This is a genomic window from Aeromonas sp. 600282, assembly GCF_049175755.1.
GTDB lineage: Bacteria > Pseudomonadota > Gammaproteobacteria > Enterobacterales > Aeromonadaceae > Aeromonas > Aeromonas veronii_A.
This window is the reverse complement of sequence record NZ_JAAKVR010000002.1, coordinates 234,416-253,032: the sequence shown is the minus strand read 5'-3', so window position 1 is coordinate 253,032 and position 18,617 is coordinate 234,416. Positions and strand designations below refer to the sequence as shown.

Annotated in this window: 15 protein-coding genes; 13 read left to right on the top strand and 2 right to left on the bottom strand. The window is 56.5% G+C overall.

What is annotated here, in order from left to right; all coding sequences use genetic code 11:
- Positions 1 to 133: 133 nt before the first annotated feature.
- The 3 genes from thrA to thrC are packed head-to-tail and all read left to right on the top strand — an operon-like array spanning position 134 to position 4,862.
- The gene (gene thrA / locus G5137_RS03830; protein WP_421254953.1) at positions 134 to 2,593 is read left to right on the top strand and encodes a bifunctional aspartate kinase/homoserine dehydrogenase I; all 2,460 of its coding nucleotides are present in this window, start codon (positions 134 to 136) and stop codon (positions 2,591 to 2,593) included.
- Between the two features lie 2 nt (positions 2,594 to 2,595).
- The gene (gene thrB / locus G5137_RS03825; protein ID WP_421254952.1) at positions 2,596 to 3,591 is read left to right on the top strand and encodes a homoserine kinase; all 996 of its coding nucleotides are present in this window, start codon (positions 2,596 to 2,598) and stop codon (positions 3,589 to 3,591) included.
- Positions 3,588 to 4,862 carry a threonine synthase gene (gene thrC / locus G5137_RS03820; protein ID WP_421254951.1) on the top strand — a complete coding sequence of 425 codons (1,275 nt, stop codon included), beginning with the start codon at positions 3,588 to 3,590 and terminating at the stop codon, positions 4,860 to 4,862. Before thrB ends, thrC begins: the two co-directional genes overlap by 4 nt.
- A 102-nt stretch (positions 4,863 to 4,964) precedes the next feature.
- On the opposite strand, the gene G5137_RS03815 is transcribed toward thrC, so the two are convergent.
- Entirely contained in the window at positions 4,965 to 6,794 is a 1,830-nt protein-coding gene (locus tag G5137_RS03815; protein WP_215803408.1) for an ATP-dependent nuclease, read from the bottom strand.
- 207 nt (positions 6,795 to 7,001) lie between these two features.
- Positions 7,002 to 7,517, bottom strand: coding sequence for an REP-associated tyrosine transposase (locus G5137_RS03810; RefSeq protein WP_421254950.1), 516 nt, complete (start codon positions 7,515 to 7,517; stop codon positions 7,002 to 7,004).
- Between the two features lie 608 nt (positions 7,518 to 8,125).
- Between G5137_RS03810 and G5137_RS03805 the strand changes: the two genes are divergently transcribed.
- From G5137_RS03805 to icmH, 10 genes are all read left to right on the top strand, one after another.
- On the top strand, positions 8,126 to 8,503 hold the full coding sequence (locus G5137_RS03805; RefSeq protein ID WP_421254949.1) for a hypothetical protein: 378 nt from the start codon (positions 8,126 to 8,128) through the stop codon (positions 8,501 to 8,503).
- A 982-nt stretch (positions 8,504 to 9,485) separates the two neighbouring features.
- The gene (gene tssB, locus G5137_RS03800) at positions 9,486 to 9,989 is read left to right on the top strand and encodes a type VI secretion system contractile sheath small subunit (protein ID WP_421205362.1); all 504 of its coding nucleotides are present in this window, start codon (positions 9,486 to 9,488) and stop codon (positions 9,987 to 9,989) included.
- Positions 9,990 to 10,026: 37 nt separating this feature from the next.
- Positions 10,027 to 11,508: a type VI secretion system contractile sheath large subunit gene (tssC, locus tag G5137_RS03795; RefSeq protein WP_421208634.1), complete on the top strand. Its 1,482-nt coding sequence runs from the start codon at positions 10,027 to 10,029 to the stop codon at positions 11,506 to 11,508.
- A gap of 6 nt (positions 11,509 to 11,514) precedes the next feature.
- Positions 11,515 to 11,946, top strand: coding sequence for a type VI secretion system baseplate subunit TssE (gene tssE, locus G5137_RS03790; RefSeq protein WP_421208636.1), 432 nt, complete (start codon positions 11,515 to 11,517; stop codon positions 11,944 to 11,946).
- Between the two features lie 3 nt (positions 11,947 to 11,949).
- Positions 11,950 to 13,716 carry a type VI secretion system baseplate subunit TssF gene (gene tssF, locus G5137_RS03785; RefSeq protein ID WP_421205359.1) on the top strand — a complete coding sequence of 589 codons (1,767 nt, stop codon included), beginning with the start codon at positions 11,950 to 11,952 and terminating at the stop codon, positions 13,714 to 13,716.
- Entirely contained in the window at positions 13,680 to 14,678 is a 999-nt protein-coding gene (gene tssG, locus G5137_RS03780; RefSeq protein WP_421254948.1) for a type VI secretion system baseplate subunit TssG, read from the top strand. Before tssF ends, tssG begins: the two co-directional genes overlap by 37 nt.
- A gap of 39 nt (positions 14,679 to 14,717) precedes the next feature.
- Complete coding sequence (gene tagH / locus G5137_RS03775) at positions 14,718 to 15,953, top strand: type VI secretion system-associated FHA domain protein TagH (RefSeq protein ID WP_421208640.1); 1,236 nt, start codon at positions 14,718 to 14,720, stop codon at positions 15,951 to 15,953.
- Entirely contained in the window at positions 15,953 to 16,468 is a 516-nt protein-coding gene (gene tssJ / locus G5137_RS03770; RefSeq protein ID WP_421208642.1) for a type VI secretion system lipoprotein TssJ, read from the top strand. The genes tagH and tssJ overlap by 1 nt, the downstream gene beginning before the upstream one ends.
- Positions 16,469 to 16,470: 2 nt before the next feature.
- Positions 16,471 to 17,805, top strand: a complete 1,335-nt coding sequence (tssK, locus tag G5137_RS03765) for a type VI secretion system baseplate subunit TssK (protein ID WP_421221382.1) — start codon at positions 16,471 to 16,473, stop codon at positions 17,803 to 17,805.
- A 23-nt stretch (positions 17,806 to 17,828) separates the two neighbouring features.
- Positions 17,829 to 18,608, top strand: coding sequence for a type IVB secretion system protein IcmH/DotU (gene icmH / locus G5137_RS03760; protein WP_421254947.1), 780 nt, complete (start codon positions 17,829 to 17,831; stop codon positions 18,606 to 18,608).
- Positions 18,609 to 18,617 lie beyond the last annotated feature (9 nt).

Here is an 18,617-nt window from a genome sequence, read left to right as displayed (position 1 = left end):
GTGGCACTGGGGCCGGTTGATGCGCTGACGAACAAGCACAGAAATCAGAAAAGGCCCGTACCCACCCAGTACGGGCCTTTTTGTTGGACTGGTTTTTAGATTGAATTTCATAGATTTACAGGGAGAGAAAGCGATGAGAGTGTTGAAATTTGGCGGGTCTTCACTGGCCGATGCAGAGCGTTTTTTACGGGTGGCCGATATCGCGGTCAACACCCACGGCCAATCTCAGGTAGCCCTGGTGCTCTCTGCACCTGCCAAGGTGACCAATCATCTGGTGGCGCTGGTGGAACAGACCAGTCGCGGCATGGATGCCAGTTCCACCCTGTTTGAAGTCAACGGTATCTTCTCCCGACTGCTGGCCGGGTTGAAGGCGGCCTATCCGGCGCTCGATGACAAGGCGCTGTTGGCCCGTCTCACCGCCGAGCTGGATCAGGTGGAGCGGCTGATGCAGGGCATCCGCCTGCTGGGCCTCTGCCCGGATAACGTGCAGGCGCGCATTCTGAGCCGTGGCGAGAACCTCTCCATCGCCTTTATGCACGAATTGCTGCGGGTGCGTGGTCTGGATCTGGAGCTGATCGTACCGGAAGAGCTGCTGGTCACCGACGGCGGCTATCTGGAAGCCCATGTCGATATCGAAGCCTCCCGCCTGCGCTTTGCCGCCAAGGGGCTGCGTAGCGACTGCCTCTACCTGATGCCGGGCTTTACCGGTGGCAGCGACAAGGGCGAGACCGTGCTGCTGGGTCGCAACGGCTCCGACTACTCCGCCGCCGTGCTGGCTGCCTGTGTCGATGCCGAGTGCTGCGAGATCTGGACTGACGTCGAAGGCTGCTACAGCTGCGACCCCCGTCTGGTGCCGGATGCCTATCTGCTGAAAACCCTCTCCTACAAGGAGGCGATGGAGCTCTCCTACTTCGGTGCCAAGGTGCTGCACCCGAAAACCATCGCGCCGGTGGCCCAGTTCCATATTCCCTGCCTCATCAAGAACAGCTTCAACCCGCAAGGGCCGGGCACCCTGATCGGCCCCGAGAGCGGCGACGATGACCTGAAAGTGAAGGCCATCTCGGATCTCTCCGGCATGTGCATGTTCAACGTCTCCGGCCCCGGCATGAAGGGGATGGTCGGCATGGCCGGTCGCATCTTCTCCGCCGTCTCCCGCGCCGGGGTCAGTATCGTGCTGATCACCCAGTCATCTTCCGAGTACAGCGTCAGCTTCTGTATCCACAGCTACGACAGTGAGAAGACCCGCAAGGTGCTGGAGCGCGAGTTCGAGCTGGAGTTCAAAAACCAGCTGCTGGAGCCGCTGGATATCATCAGCGATCTGGCGATCATCTCCCTGATCGGTGACGGCATGCGCACCAGCAAGGGGATGGCGGCCCGCTTCTTCACCTCGCTGGCGCAAGCCTCCATCAATATCGTCGCCATTGCGCAGGGCTCCAGCGAGCGTTCCATCTCGGCGGTGGTGCGGGATCGAAAGGTGGCGGAAGCCATCAAGGCGTGCCACCAGAACTTCTTTGGCAGCCAGCAGTTTATCGATCTGTTTGTGGTAGGGGTCGGCGGCGTCGGTGCGGCGCTGGTGGATCAGATTGCCCGCCAGCAACCGGTACTGGCCGAGCAGGGCACTGGCCTTCGCGTGGTCGGCATCGCCAACAGCCGCCAGATGGCGGTCAACAAGGATGGCCTGAACCTCGCCAACTGGCGTGAACAGCTGGTGGAAGCCCGCGACAGCTTCTCGCTGGAAGGGGTGAAAAAGCTGGTGGAAGATAGCCACATCATCAACCCGGTGATCGTTGACTGCACCTCCTCCGAGGCGGTAGCCGTCCAGTATGCCGACTTCCTCGCCGCCGGTTTCCATGTGGTCACTCCCAACAAGAAGGCCAACACCGGTTCGCTCGATTACTACAAGGCGCTGCGCCGCACCGCCCGCCAGACTCGCCGCAAGTTCCTGTACGAGACCAACGTCGGCGCCGGTCTGCCGGTTATCGAGAACCTGCAGAACCTCATCATGGCCGGTGACAAGCTGCGTGCGTTTGACGGCATCCTCTCCGGTTCCCTCTCCTTTATCTTCGGCAAGCTGGACGAGGGGATGGCCTTCTCCGAGGCAACCCAAATCGCCCGCAGCAACGGCTTTACCGAGCCGGATCCCCGTGACGATCTCAACGGCATGGATGTGGCGCGCAAGCTGCTCATTCTGGCCCGCGAAGCAGGTATGGCGCTGGAGCTCTCCGATGTCGAAGTCGAGCAGGCGCTGCCGCCCGGCTTTGATGTGAACGGCGACGTGGAAGCCTTTATGGCCCGCCTGCCCGAAGCCGATGGCTGGTTCCGCGACCAGTTCGCCGCTGCCCAGCGTGAAGGCAAGGTGCTGCGCTATGTGGGCTCCATCGAGGGTGGCAAGTGCAAGGTGGCCATCAAGGCGGTCGGTGGCGACGAGCCGCTGTTCAAGGTCAAAGACGGGGAGAACGCGCTCGCCTTCTTCTCCACCTACTACCAGCCGATCCCGCTGGTGCTGCGTGGCTATGGCGCCGGTACCGAAGTGACCGCGGCGGGCGTCTTTGCCGACGTGCTGCGCACCCAGAACTGGAAGCAGGAGCTATAAGCATGAGTTCAGACATGTACCCCTCTTATATGACGGAAGGCGGCAGTGTCGTTGCCTACGCCCCCGCCTCCAGCGCCAACCTGAGCGTGGGATTCGATGTACTGGGGGCGGCGCTCGCCCCCGTGGATGGCTCCCTCTTGGGCGATCGGGTGCAGGTAAAAGCGGCAGACGTGCCGTTCGCCCTCTCCGCCGTGGGCCGCTACGCCCACAAGCTGCCGGACGATCCGAAAAAGAATATCCTGTTCGACTGCTGGGTCGCCTATGGCGAGGCGCTGGAGAAGCGGGGCCTTAAACTCAAGCCGCTCGAAATGGTGCTGGAGAAGAACCTGCCGGTCGGCTCGGGTCTGGGTTCCAGCGCCTGTAGCGTGGTGGCGGCGCTGGAGGGGCTCAACGCCTTTCACGGCGAGCCGCTCGACGAGCACGCCCTGCTGCTGCTGATGGGGGAGATGGAAGGCAAGATCTCCGGCTCCGTCCACTACGACAACGTGGCCCCCTGTTATCTCGGCGGCATGCAGCTGGTGCTGGAAGAGCACGGCGTTATCAGCCAGGGTATTCCGGTGTTTGACGAGTGGTACTGGGTTGTCTGCTACCCGGGTACCGTGGTCTCGACCGCCGCTGCCCGCGCCATTCTGCCGGCCCAATATCGCCGTCAGGATTGCCTCACCTACGGCCGTCGCCTGGCCGCCTTTGTCCACGCCAGCTACACCGGGCAGGAGGGGCTGGCCGCGAGCGTCTTGAAAGACGTGATTGCCGAGCCCTACCGCGCGGCGCTGATTGAAGGCTTTGCCGAGGTGCGGGCGCAGGCGGCTCAGAACGGGGCGCTGGCTACCGGCATCTCCGGCTCCGGTCCCACCGTGTTTGTGGTGATGAAGGATCTGGCCCAGGCCGAGCGCATGAAGGATTGGATGGAAGCACATTTCGTGCAGAACGAAGATGGATTTGCCCGGGTCTGCAAACTGGACATGGCCGGGGCACGGGTAACAGGAAGCGAGCTATGAATCTCTACAACATCAAGGACAACAGCGAACAGGTGAGCTTCGCGCAGGCGGTGCGTCAGGGCTTGGGTCGCGAACAGGGGCTCTTCTTCCCCGAACAACTCGAACCGCTCGCCGATGTGGATGCCCTGCTGGATCTGCCGCTGGCCGAACGCTCTGCCCGCATCCTGAGCCACCTGCTGGGGGACGAAGTGCCCGCCGCCAAGGTGAGCGAGCTAATCAATGCCGCCTTCACCTTCCCGGCACCGCTGGTGAAACTCAAGGATGGCACCTATGCCCTCGAACTGTTCCACGGCCCGACCCTGGCGTTCAAGGATTTCGGTGGCCGCTTTATGGCCCAGTGCCTCGCGGCGTTTCGCACCAACGACAAGATTACTATCCTCACCGCCACCTCCGGCGACACCGGCGCCGCCGTGGCCCACGCCTTCTACGGGCTGGAGGGGATCGAGGTGGTGATCCTCTATCCCAAGGGCAAGATCAGCCCCTTGCAGGAGAAGCTCTTCTGCACCCTCGGCGGCAATATCCGCACCATCGCCATCGACGGTGACTTTGATGCCTGTCAGGCGCTGGTAAAACAGGCCTTTGACGACGAGGCACTGAAAAAGGCCATTGGCCTCAACTCCGCCAACTCCATCAATATCAGCCGTCTGCTGGCGCAGGTTTGCTACTACTTCGAAGCGGTGGCCCAGTTGCCGAAAGCCGATCGCGCCAAGGCGGTCATCAGCGTGCCGTCTGGCAACTTTGGCAACCTCACTGCAGGTCTTATCGCCAAGGCGCTGGGGCTGCCGGTGAAGCGCTTTATCGCCGCCACCAACGCCAACGACACCGTGCCGCGCTACCTGAAAACCGGTCAGTGGGAGCCGCACCAGACAGTGGCAACCCTGTCGAACGCCATGGATGTCAGCCGCCCCAACAACTGGCCGCGGGTAGAAGAGCTCTGCCGTCGCAAAGGCTGGGCGCTGGAGACCTTAGGGTCAGGCATGCGCAACGATGCCGAGACCCGCGCTGCGCTGAAACGCCTGCACCAGCTGGATTACCTCTGTGAACCCCACGGCGCCATTGCCTGGGATCTGCTGGGGGAACAGCTGGCCGAGGATGAAGTGGGGGTGTTCCTCTGCACCGCCCATCCCGCCAAGTTCAAGGAGTCGGTGGACGAGATCCTGGATCTCGATGTACCGCTGCCCGGCCCGCTCGCCAAGCACGCCGACCTGCCGCTGCTCTCCCATAACCTGCCAGCGGAATTTGCCCGGTTAAGAGCGTTTTTGGTGGGTTAACTGTTGTGTCGAGATAATCGATAGAAATAAAAATCCCCCAGTGATGGGGGATTTTTAGCTTTTAATAAGGAATACCGATCAAATTTATGATGGGTATATATTTTAATTTTTTAATGGTACGGTTGGTATGATCTCGGGGTTCTCTTTAGCATAAGCTTCGAATCTTTCTTCAAGCTCTTCCAAATTATTCCATCTGATTGCATTGTCAGGTAATAACTCTGGGGTTTCATTTACGATAGCTAGTAGTAGATTTTTTATTTTAGTATAAATGTCTGGTTCTTTTAGCATATTTATAGCATTTTCTGGTTTGCCACTATTAATGCCTAAGTCAAAGTAAGCTGTTTCGAAGTTTATTACTGAACCATATGTGGTACTATATTCGGAAAATTGTTCAAATATCTTCGAGTTATTTGTCCATGCAGGGTTTCTTTCTACTCTAATTTGTTTTTCTTTTACTCCTTCAGCATTCTTTATTTGTCTGTTTTTCAAAATTTCTTTGCTGTCTATGTCATGGAGGACAAAGTATTTTTTCTTGAAGTGGTTCAGTATTTTCATAAACATAGATACTTGAACCTTCCCCCCACAACGAACAATTAGTACATCATCTAAGCTTGTATCTCCTCGTGACTTTATGTCTCTAATTATTTTTCCGAATGCAGTATGCTCTGTATCGCCCTCTACTAACAGTACTCTCCCGCCAAAGAAAAACTCCATAGAATCAGGGTTTAGCATATTAAGTAATTTTAAAGTCTCAATATCATCTTCGCTAAAATTAACCATATCAGGTTTAAATATGGTTGTAGCGACAATTTTATCATCTTGATTTTCAACCCTAATTATTTTTGTGTGATCTCGAGTTAAGTCGATAAAGCATGGGGAGTGGGTTGTGATCATTACTTGCCAATTTTGATTTTTTTCTGCGATATCATATAGCATATCCCGAGTTTGACGGCAGGCACTAGGGTGCAAACTTAATTCAGGTTCGTCTAAGAGTAATAAGTGTGATTTTATATCTCCCAGTTTCTTGAACTTACCTTTTTCGCAAGCTTCGAATCCAAGATCTGCAATTTTTTTCAAGACAGACCATAGTAATGTTCTTCTTGCTCCACTACCATGATTAGATACTGGGAACATGTAATCATTCTTACCAAAACTAATATTTATTTCCTTTGAATCGAATAGTTTAAAACTCTTTTCCTCTAGATCACTATCAGATATGGATATGTCAAATTTATATCCTGGAACAATTTTTGAGGCATAATCAGAGATTTCTTTGGCTATGCCATGTATTTCTTCTTTCGTAGATAATACAAATTCCTTTTTTAATTCATTGAATTGCTCATGTAATGTTCCAAAATTACTTACATTCTCAGAGGGTGCATAGTTTCTAATTTTTTCCTCAAGTAAAGCTTCAACCAAAATTGTTTTTATTGAGTCACTCTGTTGATCTGGATTATCAAAGGTACCAATTAGATGTGCTTTTGGTCTCTTCTTACGTGAAGCATTATCACTTGCCCAAGGTCTATGAGGGGCGGCATCTGTGTCTATATTTGGATATCGGCCTAGGTCAACACGAAATCCTACTCGACTAGGACTTGAATTTGGTTCATCCCAAACATATTTTTCTTTTACTCGGCATGAACCATCCTGAAGAGTCTCTTGAAAATTAGCACTAGGCCTATCATCACCATCACAGATGATATAGAGTTCAATAGTTGGTCTTGAATTAGGATCGTTAATGATTTTGTTATGAAAGTCATCTTTAGTGATTTTCTCATTGTTAACGGCCGCTTGATAAGCTTTCAATATTGTACTCTTGCCATAATTATTACCCCCTACAAGAACGACAATGTCATCTAGTTCAATACTGATAGGGGTATTTCCAATAGACTTAAAATTTGAAATTATGAGCTTTTCCAGTTTTACTGACATGAAATATATACCTGTTGTATCTTATATATTATGTTAACGCTTGTAGGTTGGTGCTGAGCGAAGTGAAGCCCAACGTTTACCGAGAAAGCTAAATTTATTTTAATAATCGATTTTATATGTTCAAAAATTATTTTTTGGGGAAATTATATCTCCCGTTTGTTGGGCTTCGCTGTGCTCAGCGCCAACCTACAACATATCCCTAGCCGATTATTCCCGACCCGAGTCACTATTAATGGCCCAATCTGGCGTTATCCATCCTGCGGCGATATGGCGATGAATGGAGGAGTAAGGCCAATCGACAGGTTTGGCACAATAACCATGTTTGACCGGATTGAAATGGATGTAATCGACATGGGCTTGCAGATCCTTGTCATCCCGGATCAGATGCTCCCAATAACGGCGTTGCCAGATACCGCGTTCCCGTTTTCTGAGTCGGCTCTCCCGTATCCGCTCTGTTTTGGCAATGCCCCGCGAAAAGCCGGCCTTGATCAGAGACCAGCGCATGGGATAGTCACTGTCACTCGGCGGTAGTTGCCAAATGGCATGGAGATGATCCGGCATCACCACCATGGCAATAATCTCGAAGGGGTGTTGCTGTTTGACGTGGCGGGTCACTTCGCGCAGCAGGTCGATATGACGTACCAGCAGATCCTGCTGTCGGTCAGCCAGGTTGACGGTGAAGAACCAAGATGCCCCACTGGTTGTTGCTCGGCGATAGCGCATGGTTCTCCTTTCCGGTATCGGGGTGAAATATCCGGTCTGTACGGTTACACGAAATGGGAACCAACTAACCGGAGGCATACGTGTTGGGCTTCGCTACGCTCAGCGCCAACCTACGCAATGCATCAATCACTGTGCAAAACCCACGCTACCGCCCGTGGATTACAGCCTCCAATATGCTCCATTAACCAGCGAGGGCAGCAGCCCATCACAGATGAATAGGCACCGGATGGCTATGTTAATCCAATCGAATCTGGCCATACCAGTCAAAAAGTGACGTAAGTGTCAGTAATGACTGATTTTTTGCGCTGGCTCAACAAATCGAACTGAGTGGGCACCGGATTCCCATGGCCCTTGATTTTATTGGGGTTGGCGGGTATGGCGGGAAAGTAGGGGGCGGGCTTGCCGCTGAGGAGGGGCTGGTTGGGGACAATCCCGCTCCGCCAATCGGCGTTATAGTGCGGGCGATGGTTGCCCTCTGCTCCGCTCCCAAGCTGGCGAGGCGGGGGATCTGCGGCAACAATCAGCTGTTGCAATCAAAGCCATTTGCAACACATCGTCATGCAAATATGACCATGCAAACAGATCACCAGATAGAGAGGAGATCACCCATGAAGCGTACCATCCTGTTCGGCCTGCTCTGCGGCAGCGTGCTGCTGGCCAATCCGGTCTTTGCCAACGATGCAGCCCAGTTGCAGTGCGAGGCGCAGGCTGCGGCCAAAAAGCTTAACGGCGCCGCCAAGACCAGCTTTGTCGGCAAGTGTGTGAAAGATGCCGCTGGCGCCGCGACCGGCGAGTGCGAGAAGGCGGCCGCCGACAAGAAGCTGGCCGGTGCGGCCAAGAACAGCTTTATCCAGAAGTGCGTGAAAACGGGCGCGGCGATGGATCCGGCGGCCAAGTGCGAGAAGGCGGCGGCCGACAAGAAGCTGGCTGGCGCGGCCAAGAACAGCTTTATCCAGAAGTGCGTGAAGGATAGCGCCGCCAAGTAAGGCATTTTCTCATCCGGTGTGTTTGCGGGGGCCATCAGGCCCCCGTGCTTTTTGGCGCACTGAACGACACCTCTTGTGGAGTAAGGTGCACTTCTCTATGTAGCAAAGAGCGGGATCTGGTTGTGCCTCTCATTACGTCCCATCTCCCCGGTGAGGGAGCCCTGCTCTGGTGGCTTGAGCGAACGGATCGGTTCTCTGGTCAAGGCTCATATTTATTCCCGGTGCCATACCATGCGCTTGGTGAATGATGGTGACATTCCTCTGCCTCTGCTCACCGGGCGCATCGTCAAAACAGACGAGGGTGCTTGGGCTGATTTTCACAGCCAATCCTGCTTGACTCCAGCGTTAGCAGGGAGTGCTCACATTGACTGATGTCATCTGTGGTGACGGTGTTGTGGCTTGCTCTCAGATATATTAAATAAGGGATGTAACGCTAATTACTGTTTGTTAATAGCGTAATTTTTACTTATCTGTCTCTGCCATTTTTGGCCTCTTGTTTCACGTAAGATTATTCTGATTATTAGGCTGTAATTTCCGGTTACAATTTTGTTCAAGACCATGCCATCTACCAGGGTCACATACCCTTGATTCATATATGTCAGAATTTGTCGTATATGAATGTGCCGAGAACGATAATGTACCTGACAAGGCACCACTAAAGCTTCTGGCGCTGAAAATCTTTATTGAAAATCGCCATGTCATTGATTTTATTTGTTTTTTTTGTTTTGTTTTTGATGATGCGGAGTAACGCGTGTGCTTTACCAGTCTCAAAAGAAATAAATATGGTCTTGAGAGGGCTGGTGCCGTGCGGGTCGTGCTGTGGCGGCTTATTGATATGTCGTCAAATATTAAAGTTATTACTCTGGATCATCCCTTTTTAATATCGGCCTTGCTTCAACTGTAATTTATTACAGTTGTTGCCAGTACTATTGGCTATAAGCTCTGCCCTTCTTGATAAAACCTCAAAATCGGGTACTAGAGCATGGGAAAAGGAATTGATGGCGCTACTGTCGCGCCCAAAGAGCGTATAAATATCAAGTATGTACCGTCGACTGGTGGTCAACAGGGAGAAGTAGAACTTCCCCTGACCATGATGGTGGTCGGCAACATGAAAGGACGCACCGAAGATACCCCCATCGAGGAGCGTCAGACTGTCTCCATCGACAAGAATAATTTCTCATCTGTCATGAAAGAATCGGCATTGGAACTGAACTTCACCGTTCCAAATCGTCTGGAAGAGAACAGCCAGGACGAGCTGCCGGTTTCGATCAAAATCCAGTCCCTGGAAGACTTCACTCCTGACAATGTGGCCCAGCAAGTGCCCGAACTGCGCAAGCTGCTGGAGCTGCGTGAGGCGCTGGTTGCCCTGAAGGGGCCGCTCGGCAATATCCCTGCTTTCCGCAATCGTTTGCAGGATCTGCTGTCCAGTGATGAGGCTCGTGAGCAGTTGCTCAAAGAGCTGGATTTGATCAAGCCAGTCGAGTGATCGGCGGGTTGTATTGACTGAACGAGAAGGAACAAACATGTCTTTGGTCGAAGAACAGGTTCAAGCGGGGGCGAATGCCGCCTCCTCGTCCTCTTTGCTGGACGAAATCATGGCACAAGCACGCATCACGCCGGTTGATGAGGGTTACAGCGTCGCCAAGCAGGGGGTCGCAGCCCTGATCGCCAACATTCTGGATAGCGGTACTGCCAGCAGTCCGGTCAACAAGGCACTGGTGGACAGCATGATTGTCGAGCTCGACAAGAAGCTCGGCAAGCAGATGGACATCATTCTCCATGCCAAGCCGTTGCAGGAGATGGAGTCCTCCTGGCGCTCCCTGAAGTTGCTGGTGGATCGCACCGATTTTCGCGAAAACATCAAGATCCAGGTGCTGCACGCTACCAAGGAAGAGCTGCTGGAAGATTTCGAATTCTCACCCGAAATCACCCAGTCCGGTCTCTACAAGCATGTCTACTCCAGCGGTTATGGTCAGTTTGGTGGTCAGCCGGTGGGGGCCGTGATCGGTGATTACGCCTTCACCCACAGCGGACCCGATATCAAGCTGATGCAGTATGTCAGCGCCGTCGGCGCCATGGCTCATGCCCCCTTCATCTCTTCCGTTGCACCGACCTTTTTTGGTGTAGACAGCTTTACCGAGCTGCCCTCCATCAAGGATCTGAAATCGGTATTCGAAGGGCCGGCCTACACCAAGTGGCGCGCCTTGCGTGAATCGGAAGATGCCCGTTATCTGGGACTGACCGCACCGCGCTTCCTGGCCCGTCTGCCGTATGACCCGACCGAAAACCCCATCAAGGGCTTCAACTATCAGGAAGATATCAGCTCGGATCACAATCACTATCTGTGGGGCAACACCGCCTATCTGATGGGCACCTCCCTGACTGACAGTTTCGCCAAGTACCGCTGGTGCCCGAACATCATAGGCCCGCAGAGCGGTGGTGCGATCCACGATCTGCCGGTGCACGTCTATGAAGCCATGGGTCAGCTGCAGGCGAAGATCCCGACCGAAGTGCTGATCACTGACCGTCGTGAATACGAGCTGTCGGAAGAGGGTTTCATCACCCTGACCATGCGCAAGGACAGCGACAACGCCGCCTTCTTCTCTGCCAACTCGGTGCAAAAGCCCAAGGTGTTCCCGAACACCAAGGAAGGACGCGAGGCCGAAACCAACTACAAGTTGGGCACCCAGCTGCCCTATATGTTCATCATCAACCGCCTGGCGCACTACATCAAAGTGCTGCAGCGCGAGCAGATCGGCTCCTGGAAGGAGCGTCAGGATCTGGAACGGGAGTTGAACAGCTGGATCCGGCAGTTTGTGGCCGATCAGGAGAATCCGCCGGCAGAGGTCCGCAGCCGTCGTCCGCTGCGCGCCGCCCAGATCAAGGTGCTGGATGTGGAAGGGGAGCCGGGCTGGTATCAGGTCGCCATGTCAGTGCGCCCGCACTTCAAGTACATGGGGGCGAGCTTCGAGCTCTCTCTGGTAGGTCGACTGGACAAGGAATAAGGCCCGATGCCGTATCTCTCTTCCTGGGATAGAGGAAATGCGGCCAGCCTGTTCGATCGCATACGGGGGGAGGGGCTGAGCCCTTCTCCCCGTTCGGAGGTTGAGGAGTTGGTTGATTCTGTCAAGCGGCAGCTCGAACAGATCCTCAACACCCGTCCCGGCAATTGCCGCAGTGCTCCCGAGCTTGGTGTCATCGATCTCAATGACGCCACTCAGGGCAGTGCGGATATCAAGGGGCGGATCCGCGAAGCGATCCGGCAATGCATCCGTCGTTATGAACCGCGGATTGTGCATGTGGATGTCCGTTCACCCGACTATCAGGCGAGTCCGCTCGAGATGTCGTTTCAGGTGACGGCCCACGTGAGGCTGGAGCATATCGAGCAAGTTACCTCGTTCAACGTCCAAATGGACAGTCACCGCCACTACCGCATGGTCTGATCAATGTCGCTGGAACATTACTTCAGGGATGAGTTGGCATTTTTGCGCCTGCAAGGGCGCGAATTTGCCGATAGCTATCCCGAACTCACCCGTTTTTTGTCTGAGCAGAATACCGACCCGGATGTGGAACGCCTGCTGGAAGGCTTTGCGTTTCTCACGGGCAACCTGCGCGCAAAAATTGAAGACGAGTTTCCCGAGCTGACCCACGGTCTGCTCAATATGCTCTGGCCAAACTACCTGCGTCCCGTCCCCAGCATGACTATCATGCAGTTTTCGGTTATTCCGGGGGCCATCGCCCAGCCCGCGCTGGTGAAGCAGGGCTGCCAACTCGACAGTCTGCCTATTGACGATGTGACCTGTCATTTTCAAACCTGCCACGATGCCTGGGTCTATCCGGCCGAGATGCGCGAGGTGACGGCGCAAAGTGGCAACGATCTCTCAACCATCTCGCTCGATATTGCGCTGCATGCCCCCTTGCTGCTCAGTGAGTTGCAGCTGGACAAGCTGCGCTTTTTCCTGGGGGGCGACAGCTACACCGCTTATGAACTCTACTTCTGGCTCGCCAACCAGCTCTCCCATATCGAGCTGGAGATAGACGGCAAGCGCTTTCGTCAGGAGGCCAGGGCCCTCGAATCGGTCGGCTTCGAGCGCGACGATGCGCTGTTGCCCTATCCGAACAACGTCTATTCCGGCTACCGGATCCTGCAGGAGTATTTCTGCTTTCCGGAGAGCTTCCTCTTCTTCGAACTCTCCGGTGGCGAGTGGCCCAAACAGCCGCTGCCGGTGAGTGAATTCAAAATTCATTTCTGTTTCGACCGGCCCTTGCCGGCGGAACTCAAGATCCGTCCCGACTCCTTCATGCTCAACTGCGTGCCGGCCATCAACCTGTTCCAGCACGACAGCGAGCCGGTCAATCTCAACGGCCGTCAGGCGGAATACCCGCTCAAGGCGAGCTATCGCTATGCCGACAGTTTCGAAATTTTCTCGGTGGATCAGGTTGAAGGTTGGGTCGAGGGCAATCTGGGGCGCTCTCGGGGCACGCCGCGCATCTATCAGCCATTCGAAAGTTTTCAGCACCAGATAGAGCGGGCCAAGCAGCGGCTGGCACTCTACTACCGGGTGCGGGTCAGGGAGTCGGTGAGTGGTGATGGTTTCGAGCACAGCCTCTCGTTTGTGCGGGGCGATGAAACCACCACGGTCGACCTCGATGAATCCATCTCGGTGACGCTTACCTGTACCAACCGCTCCCGCGCCGCCCGCCTCAAGGTCGGCAGCATCTGCGTGCCGACCGGCAGCTCGCCGTCGTTTGCCACCTTCCGCAACCTGATCCGGCCGACCCGGCCGCTGCGCCCGGCACTGGATGGCAGCCTGCACTGGACCCTGATTTCCAACCTGTCGCTCAACTATGTCTCTCTGCTGCGCCGCGATGCCCTGGTGCAGGTGCTGCGTACCTACGACTTTCCCGCTTTGCACGACAAGCAAGCAGAGCAGGCGTCGCGCAAGCGGCTGGCGGGGATCGAGGAGATCGAGACCAAGCCGGTGGACAGGCTGGTGCGCGGCATGCCGGTGCGGGGGCTCAAGTCGGTGCTCTCCATCCGCCAGTCCGCCTTTGGCAGCGAAGGGGAGCTCTATCTCTTCAGCACCGTGCTGGCCCACTTCTTCTCGCTCTATGCCAGCGTCAACGCTTTCCACCTGCTTGAGGTGGTCAATCTCGATAACAAGGAGCGCTATCAGTGGCCAGTCCAGATCGGTCAGCACTCCCTGATGTGAGCGCCGCCAACGAGGCGCCCCGTTTTAATTTCTTCCAGCTGGTCGAGCTGCTCAACCGGCTCGATGGCGCCGATCAGGAGCGTGGTCTCGACCACCTGCCAAGTGACGAGAATATTCGTTTCAAGGCGACCGCATCGCTGGGGTTTCCCACCAGTGACGTGCTGCAGATTGGCCGCGACGAGAAGGGGCGCCACGAGCTGGAAGTGGCCTTTCTGGGTCTGCACGGCAGCCAGTCGCCGATGCCGGGGTATTACCTCGACTCATTGGCGTGGGAGTACGCCCAGGGTGAGCAGAAGCTCGGCCTGTTTCTGGATTTCTTCCACCACCGTCTGCTGACCCTGCTGCACCGGATCTGGCGCAAGTATCGCTACCACGTCCGTTTTCAGGACGACGGTGAGGATGGGTTCTCCCGCCTGATGTTTGCGCTGGTGGGGCTTGGCAACGACGCCGTCTGCCAGAGCCTGCCGGTCAACCGCGCCAAGATGCTCTCCTATGCGGGCATGCTGGCCAGCCCCAGCCGCTCGCCCGAGGTGGTCGCCGGTCTGGTGGCCCACTGCTTCGATCTGGCGGATGTAGAGGTGAGCGCCTGGCAGTGGCGCAATGTGCCGATCCATCCGGAGCAGCAAAACCGCCTGGGCGGTGCTTGCACCACTCTGGGGCATGACTTCGTCATCGGTGACAAGGTCAATGATTGTGCCGGCAAGTTTTTATTGAAAATCAATGATCTGAGTTTTAGCCAGTTTCTCGGATTTCTCCCGAACGGGGAGCATTTCCACGCCTTGGTGACCTTTGTCTCCTTCATCTTGCGCGATCAGCTGGCCTGGGATCTGCGGCTTGGCTTCGGTCAGGAGCAGGCCAAGGGGCTGAGATTGGGGGAGGAGCAGAGTGCCCGTCTGGGGTGGAGTACCTTTCTCGGCCAACCGCCGAGTGACCCGTTCGTGACGATCTGTGTACAGGAATAAGCACAGAAATTCAGTGTAGGAATACGTGCAGGAGTGAATGTGGACGACTTTAACCAGCAACTATCTCTGGTGGTGCTTAACAGCGAGCAGCTCGACGGCAGCCAGCAGGTGCAATATCGCTTCGACGAGATGGGAGGCACCCTGGGCTCCTCCGAACAGGATGACTGGCAACTGCGAGACAGGTTGGGGGCGGTGATGCCGGCCCATGCCCGGGTCGAGCTCAATGACGGTCGTTTCTGCCTGTGCGATCTCAGCGGCCAGACCTACATCAATGGTGCCACCTCGCCCATCGGGCGGGCTCGCAAGGTGCATCTGGAGCAGGGAGACGAGCTGGTGGTCGGCCCGTTCCGGCTGCGCGCCTATCTCGGTGCCATTTCCCCCGAGCAGAGCCTGCAGCAGGTGCTGGGCAACCGTCCAACCGAACAGCTTGACGAGTGGCTGGCCAGCGATCCCCACCACACCCAGACCCTGGATGATCCTCGGGCCCTGGCAGTCGATCCCCTGCTGGCATTGCAGCAGGAGCGTGCGGCTCCTGGCCCGCTGATGGATACCCAGCCGCAGGCTCAACCGCATTTTCAACCGGATATGGACACCGTATCCCTCGCTCCATTTTCTGCCGTCGAGAACACCATGAACCAAGAATTTCTGGATATGCCCGCCATCGAGAACCACCCCGACTTCCAGCCGCTGGAGGACGTTGATCACGTCGCCCTGACCCCGCTGATGCGCGGGCTGGGTCAGCCGTTGCAGTTGCAGGACACCCGACAGGCCCACGACATGCTCGAAGAGATGGGCAAGACAGTGCGGGCCATGGTGGAAGGGTTGCTGCAACTGCAAAGCGATCAGGCGGCGCTGGCAGACAAGCACCTGCGCCCCATCGAGGACAACCCTCTGCGCCTTGGCCTCGATTATGACGAGACCCTGGCGGTGCTGTTTGCCGAGCAGAAGAGCCCGGTGCACCTGAGCGCACCGGCCGCGGTGGCCGAGAGCCTGCACAACGTGCGCATCCACCACGTGGCAAACCAGCAGGCCATCAGTGCGGCGCTCGACAGCATCCTGCAGGCCTTCTCACCGGAAGCCTTGCTCGGCCGTTTCGAGCAATACCGCCGCAGCGGCGCGCCGGGTATGGCTGATGAGGGGTGGGCCTGGAACATGTATCAGCACTACTACCGTGAGCTCACCTCTGCCCGTCAGCAGGGGTTCGACAAGCTGTTCCATCAGGTCTACGCCCAGGCCTATGACCAGGCCGTGCGTCAGCAACAGGGACTGATTTGATGATACGTGCACTGTGGTTTGGGGCCTGTCTGCTGGCCCTGGCCGGTTGTACCACCATGGGCAAGATGGCCGATGTGGTCATGAACCCGGATGTCCAGGTGGGGAGCAACGATGACCAGCCCTCCACCCTGGGGCTCAGCCTGCTGGCGGAGCCTGACGTCAACCCCAACGAGAGCGGGGAGGCGGCACCCATCGAGTTTCAGGTGGTGCTGCTGGCGGAAGATTCCAGGCTGCTCGCCACCGACTACGACCAGGTGACGGCAGATGTAGAGAAGGCCCTTGGCAAGAACTACCTGGATCATCAGGACTACACCCTGCTACCCGGCCAGTTCAAATACCTGCCCCCCGTCAAGCTTGACGAGAAGACCCGTTACATCGGCGTGATTGCTCGGTACGCCGATCCGGACAGCGCCGAGTGGCGCAAGGTCATCAAGGTCAAGAGCAAGGGAACGGCCTATCAAATTCTGGTGCACCTGCGCCTGGATGAAGTGGAACTACAAAAAGAAGAAGAATAATCATGTCGAGTCGAAATCGGGTTATCTGGCGTGAAGGGCTCTTTATCAAGCCCCAGCACTTCCAGCAACAACAGAGACATTCAGATTACGCGCTGCACGCGCGTTTGAGCGCGCTGTCCGACTATTTCTACGGGTTGCAGTCGCTTGCCATCAACGAGGATTACCTCGGCTTTGGCCGCATCGCGCTGGTGGGGGCCACCGGTATCATGCCGGACGGCACCGTCTTCAACATTCCGAACGATGATGTGCTGCCGACCCCGCTGGAGATCACCGATGCCTCGGTGGCCAACCAGAAGGTCTATCTGGCGCTGCCGCTCTCGGTGAGCGGGGTCAACGAGGTCAATCAGGGCGGTCAGGTAGCAACCCGGCTGCAGGCTCATCGCCACGATGTGCGGGATCTCCACAGCGAAGGGGGCGACGTGGTCTCCCTCGAAGTGGGGCGGGTCAGCCTGCGCCTGATGCTGGAGCGGGAAGATCGCAGTGCCTATGCGTCCCTGGCTATTGCCCGCATTCTGGACAAACGTCCGGACGGCGGTCTGGTGCTTGATCCCAACTTCATGCCCTGCAGCATCAGCGTATCCGCCATCCCGACTCTCAAGCGCTTCCTCGGCGAGTCGGCTGGCCTTGTGGCCGAGCGGGCTCGCAGCCTCTCCCAGCGCATCGCGTCGCCGGGTCAGCAGGGGGTTGCCGATGTGGCCGAGTTCATGATGCTGCAGCTACTCAACCGCGCCCAGCCCCAGCTCTCCCATCTGGCGCGCCTTGGCACCCTGCACCCCGAGCGGCTGCATGAGGCGCTGGTGCAGCTCTGTGGCGAGCTGATGACCTTTACCGACGAGTCCCGCCTGCCGCCCGAGTTCCCCGCCTATCGTCACGACGATCAGCAGGTGAGCTTCGAACCGGTGATGCTGGCCCTGCGTCAGGCACTCAGTACCGTGCTGTCGCCCCGCGCCGTCTCCATCCAGCTGCGCAAGCACCAGTACGGCATCATGGTGGCCATGGTGAGCGAGAGCGAGCTGATGCAGAGCGCCGACTTCGTGCTGGCAGTGCGTGCCCGCATGCCGCAGGAGCAGCTGCGCAAACAGTTGCTGCAGCAGACCAAGGTGGCGTCGAGCGACAAGATCCGCGAACTCATCAGCCTGCAGCTGCCCGGTATCCCGCTGTTGCCGCTGCCGGTGGCGCCGCGCCAGTTGCCCTATCACGCCGGTTACAGCTACTTCCAGCTCGACCGTCAGAGCCCTGCCTGGCAGATGCTGGCGGTCAGCAACACGCTCGCCTTCCACATTGCCGGCGATTTCCCCGAGCTCGACATGCAGCTCTGGGCCATCCGTAGCCAGTGATCGCATCAAGGAAACAAGCAGAAATGACCACGGACATTATCAACAACGAGCAACTGAGCGACCTGCTGTTCGATCACGCCGAGCAGCTGGACATGGATTCGGACTACTGGTTCCGCCTGCGTGGCCAGAGCATCAACCCGATGATCGATGCGGTGACCCCGCTATTGGGGCTGGTGCAGCGGGTGCGTCTGTTGTCGCGCTACGACCGGGTGCCCGAGCTTTATCAGCGGGTGGTGACCGAGATCCAGGCCATCGAACAGGAGTTGATGGCGCAGGGTTACGAGAATGGCGTCGTCCTCTCGTTTCGCTACATCCTCTGCACTTTTATCGATGAGGCGGTGATGGGGCGCGACTGGGGCAGCCAGAGTGAATGGTCCCAACATTCTCTGCTGGCCCGGTTTCACAACGAGACCTGGGGCGGCGAGAAGGTGTTCGTGCTGCTGGCCCGCCTGCAGGAAGACCCGGTGCGTTATCGCGACATTCTGGAGTTCATCTACCTCTGTCTGTGCCTCGGTTTCGAGGGGCGTTACAAGGTGATGAGCAAGGGACAAGGGGAGTTCGAGCGCATCGTGCGCCAGCTGCACAAGCAGTTGTCCCCCGAGGCTGGCGGCGAGGCGCCCAGTGTGTTTCACCTCGATCTGGGGCAGCAGGCCTCCCGCTATCAGCTGCGCAAGCAGGTATCCCTGCGCAGCCTGTTCATGGGTGGCGCGCTGATCCTGGCGCTGATCTTTGGCCTCTATCACCACCAACTCAATAACCAGACCCAGGACGTGCTGCGTCAACTGGGCGAATTATTAAAATAAATACTTAAG

Coding starts and splice junctions, on each gene's coding strand:
- tssB (WP_421205362.1), top strand. CDS start 9,486: ATGGGAAAAGGAATTGATGGCGCTACTGTCGCGCCCAAAGAGCGTATA.
- thrB (WP_421254952.1), top strand. CDS start 2,596: ATGAGTTCAGACATGTACCCCTCTTATATGACGGAAGGCGGCAGTGTC.
- G5137_RS03810 (WP_421254950.1), bottom strand. CDS start 7,517: ATGCGCTATCGCCGAGCAACAACCAGTGGGGCATCTTGGTTCTTCACC.
- G5137_RS03805 (WP_421254949.1), top strand. CDS start 8,126: ATGAAGCGTACCATCCTGTTCGGCCTGCTCTGCGGCAGCGTGCTGCTG.
- tssK (WP_421221382.1), top strand. CDS start 16,471: ATGTCGAGTCGAAATCGGGTTATCTGGCGTGAAGGGCTCTTTATCAAG.
- tssC (WP_421208634.1), top strand. CDS start 10,027: ATGTCTTTGGTCGAAGAACAGGTTCAAGCGGGGGCGAATGCCGCCTCC.
- tssJ (WP_421208642.1), top strand. CDS start 15,953: ATGATACGTGCACTGTGGTTTGGGGCCTGTCTGCTGGCCCTGGCCGGT.
- thrC (WP_421254951.1), top strand. CDS start 3,588: ATGAATCTCTACAACATCAAGGACAACAGCGAACAGGTGAGCTTCGCG.
- tssF (WP_421205359.1), top strand. CDS start 11,950: ATGTCGCTGGAACATTACTTCAGGGATGAGTTGGCATTTTTGCGCCTG.
- icmH (WP_421254947.1), top strand. CDS start 17,829: ATGACCACGGACATTATCAACAACGAGCAACTGAGCGACCTGCTGTTC.
- G5137_RS03815 (WP_215803408.1), bottom strand. CDS start 6,794: ATGTCAGTAAAACTGGAAAAGCTCATAATTTCAAATTTTAAGTCTATT.
- tssE (WP_421208636.1), top strand. CDS start 11,515: ATGCCGTATCTCTCTTCCTGGGATAGAGGAAATGCGGCCAGCCTGTTC.
- thrA (WP_421254953.1), top strand. CDS start 134: ATGAGAGTGTTGAAATTTGGCGGGTCTTCACTGGCCGATGCAGAGCGT.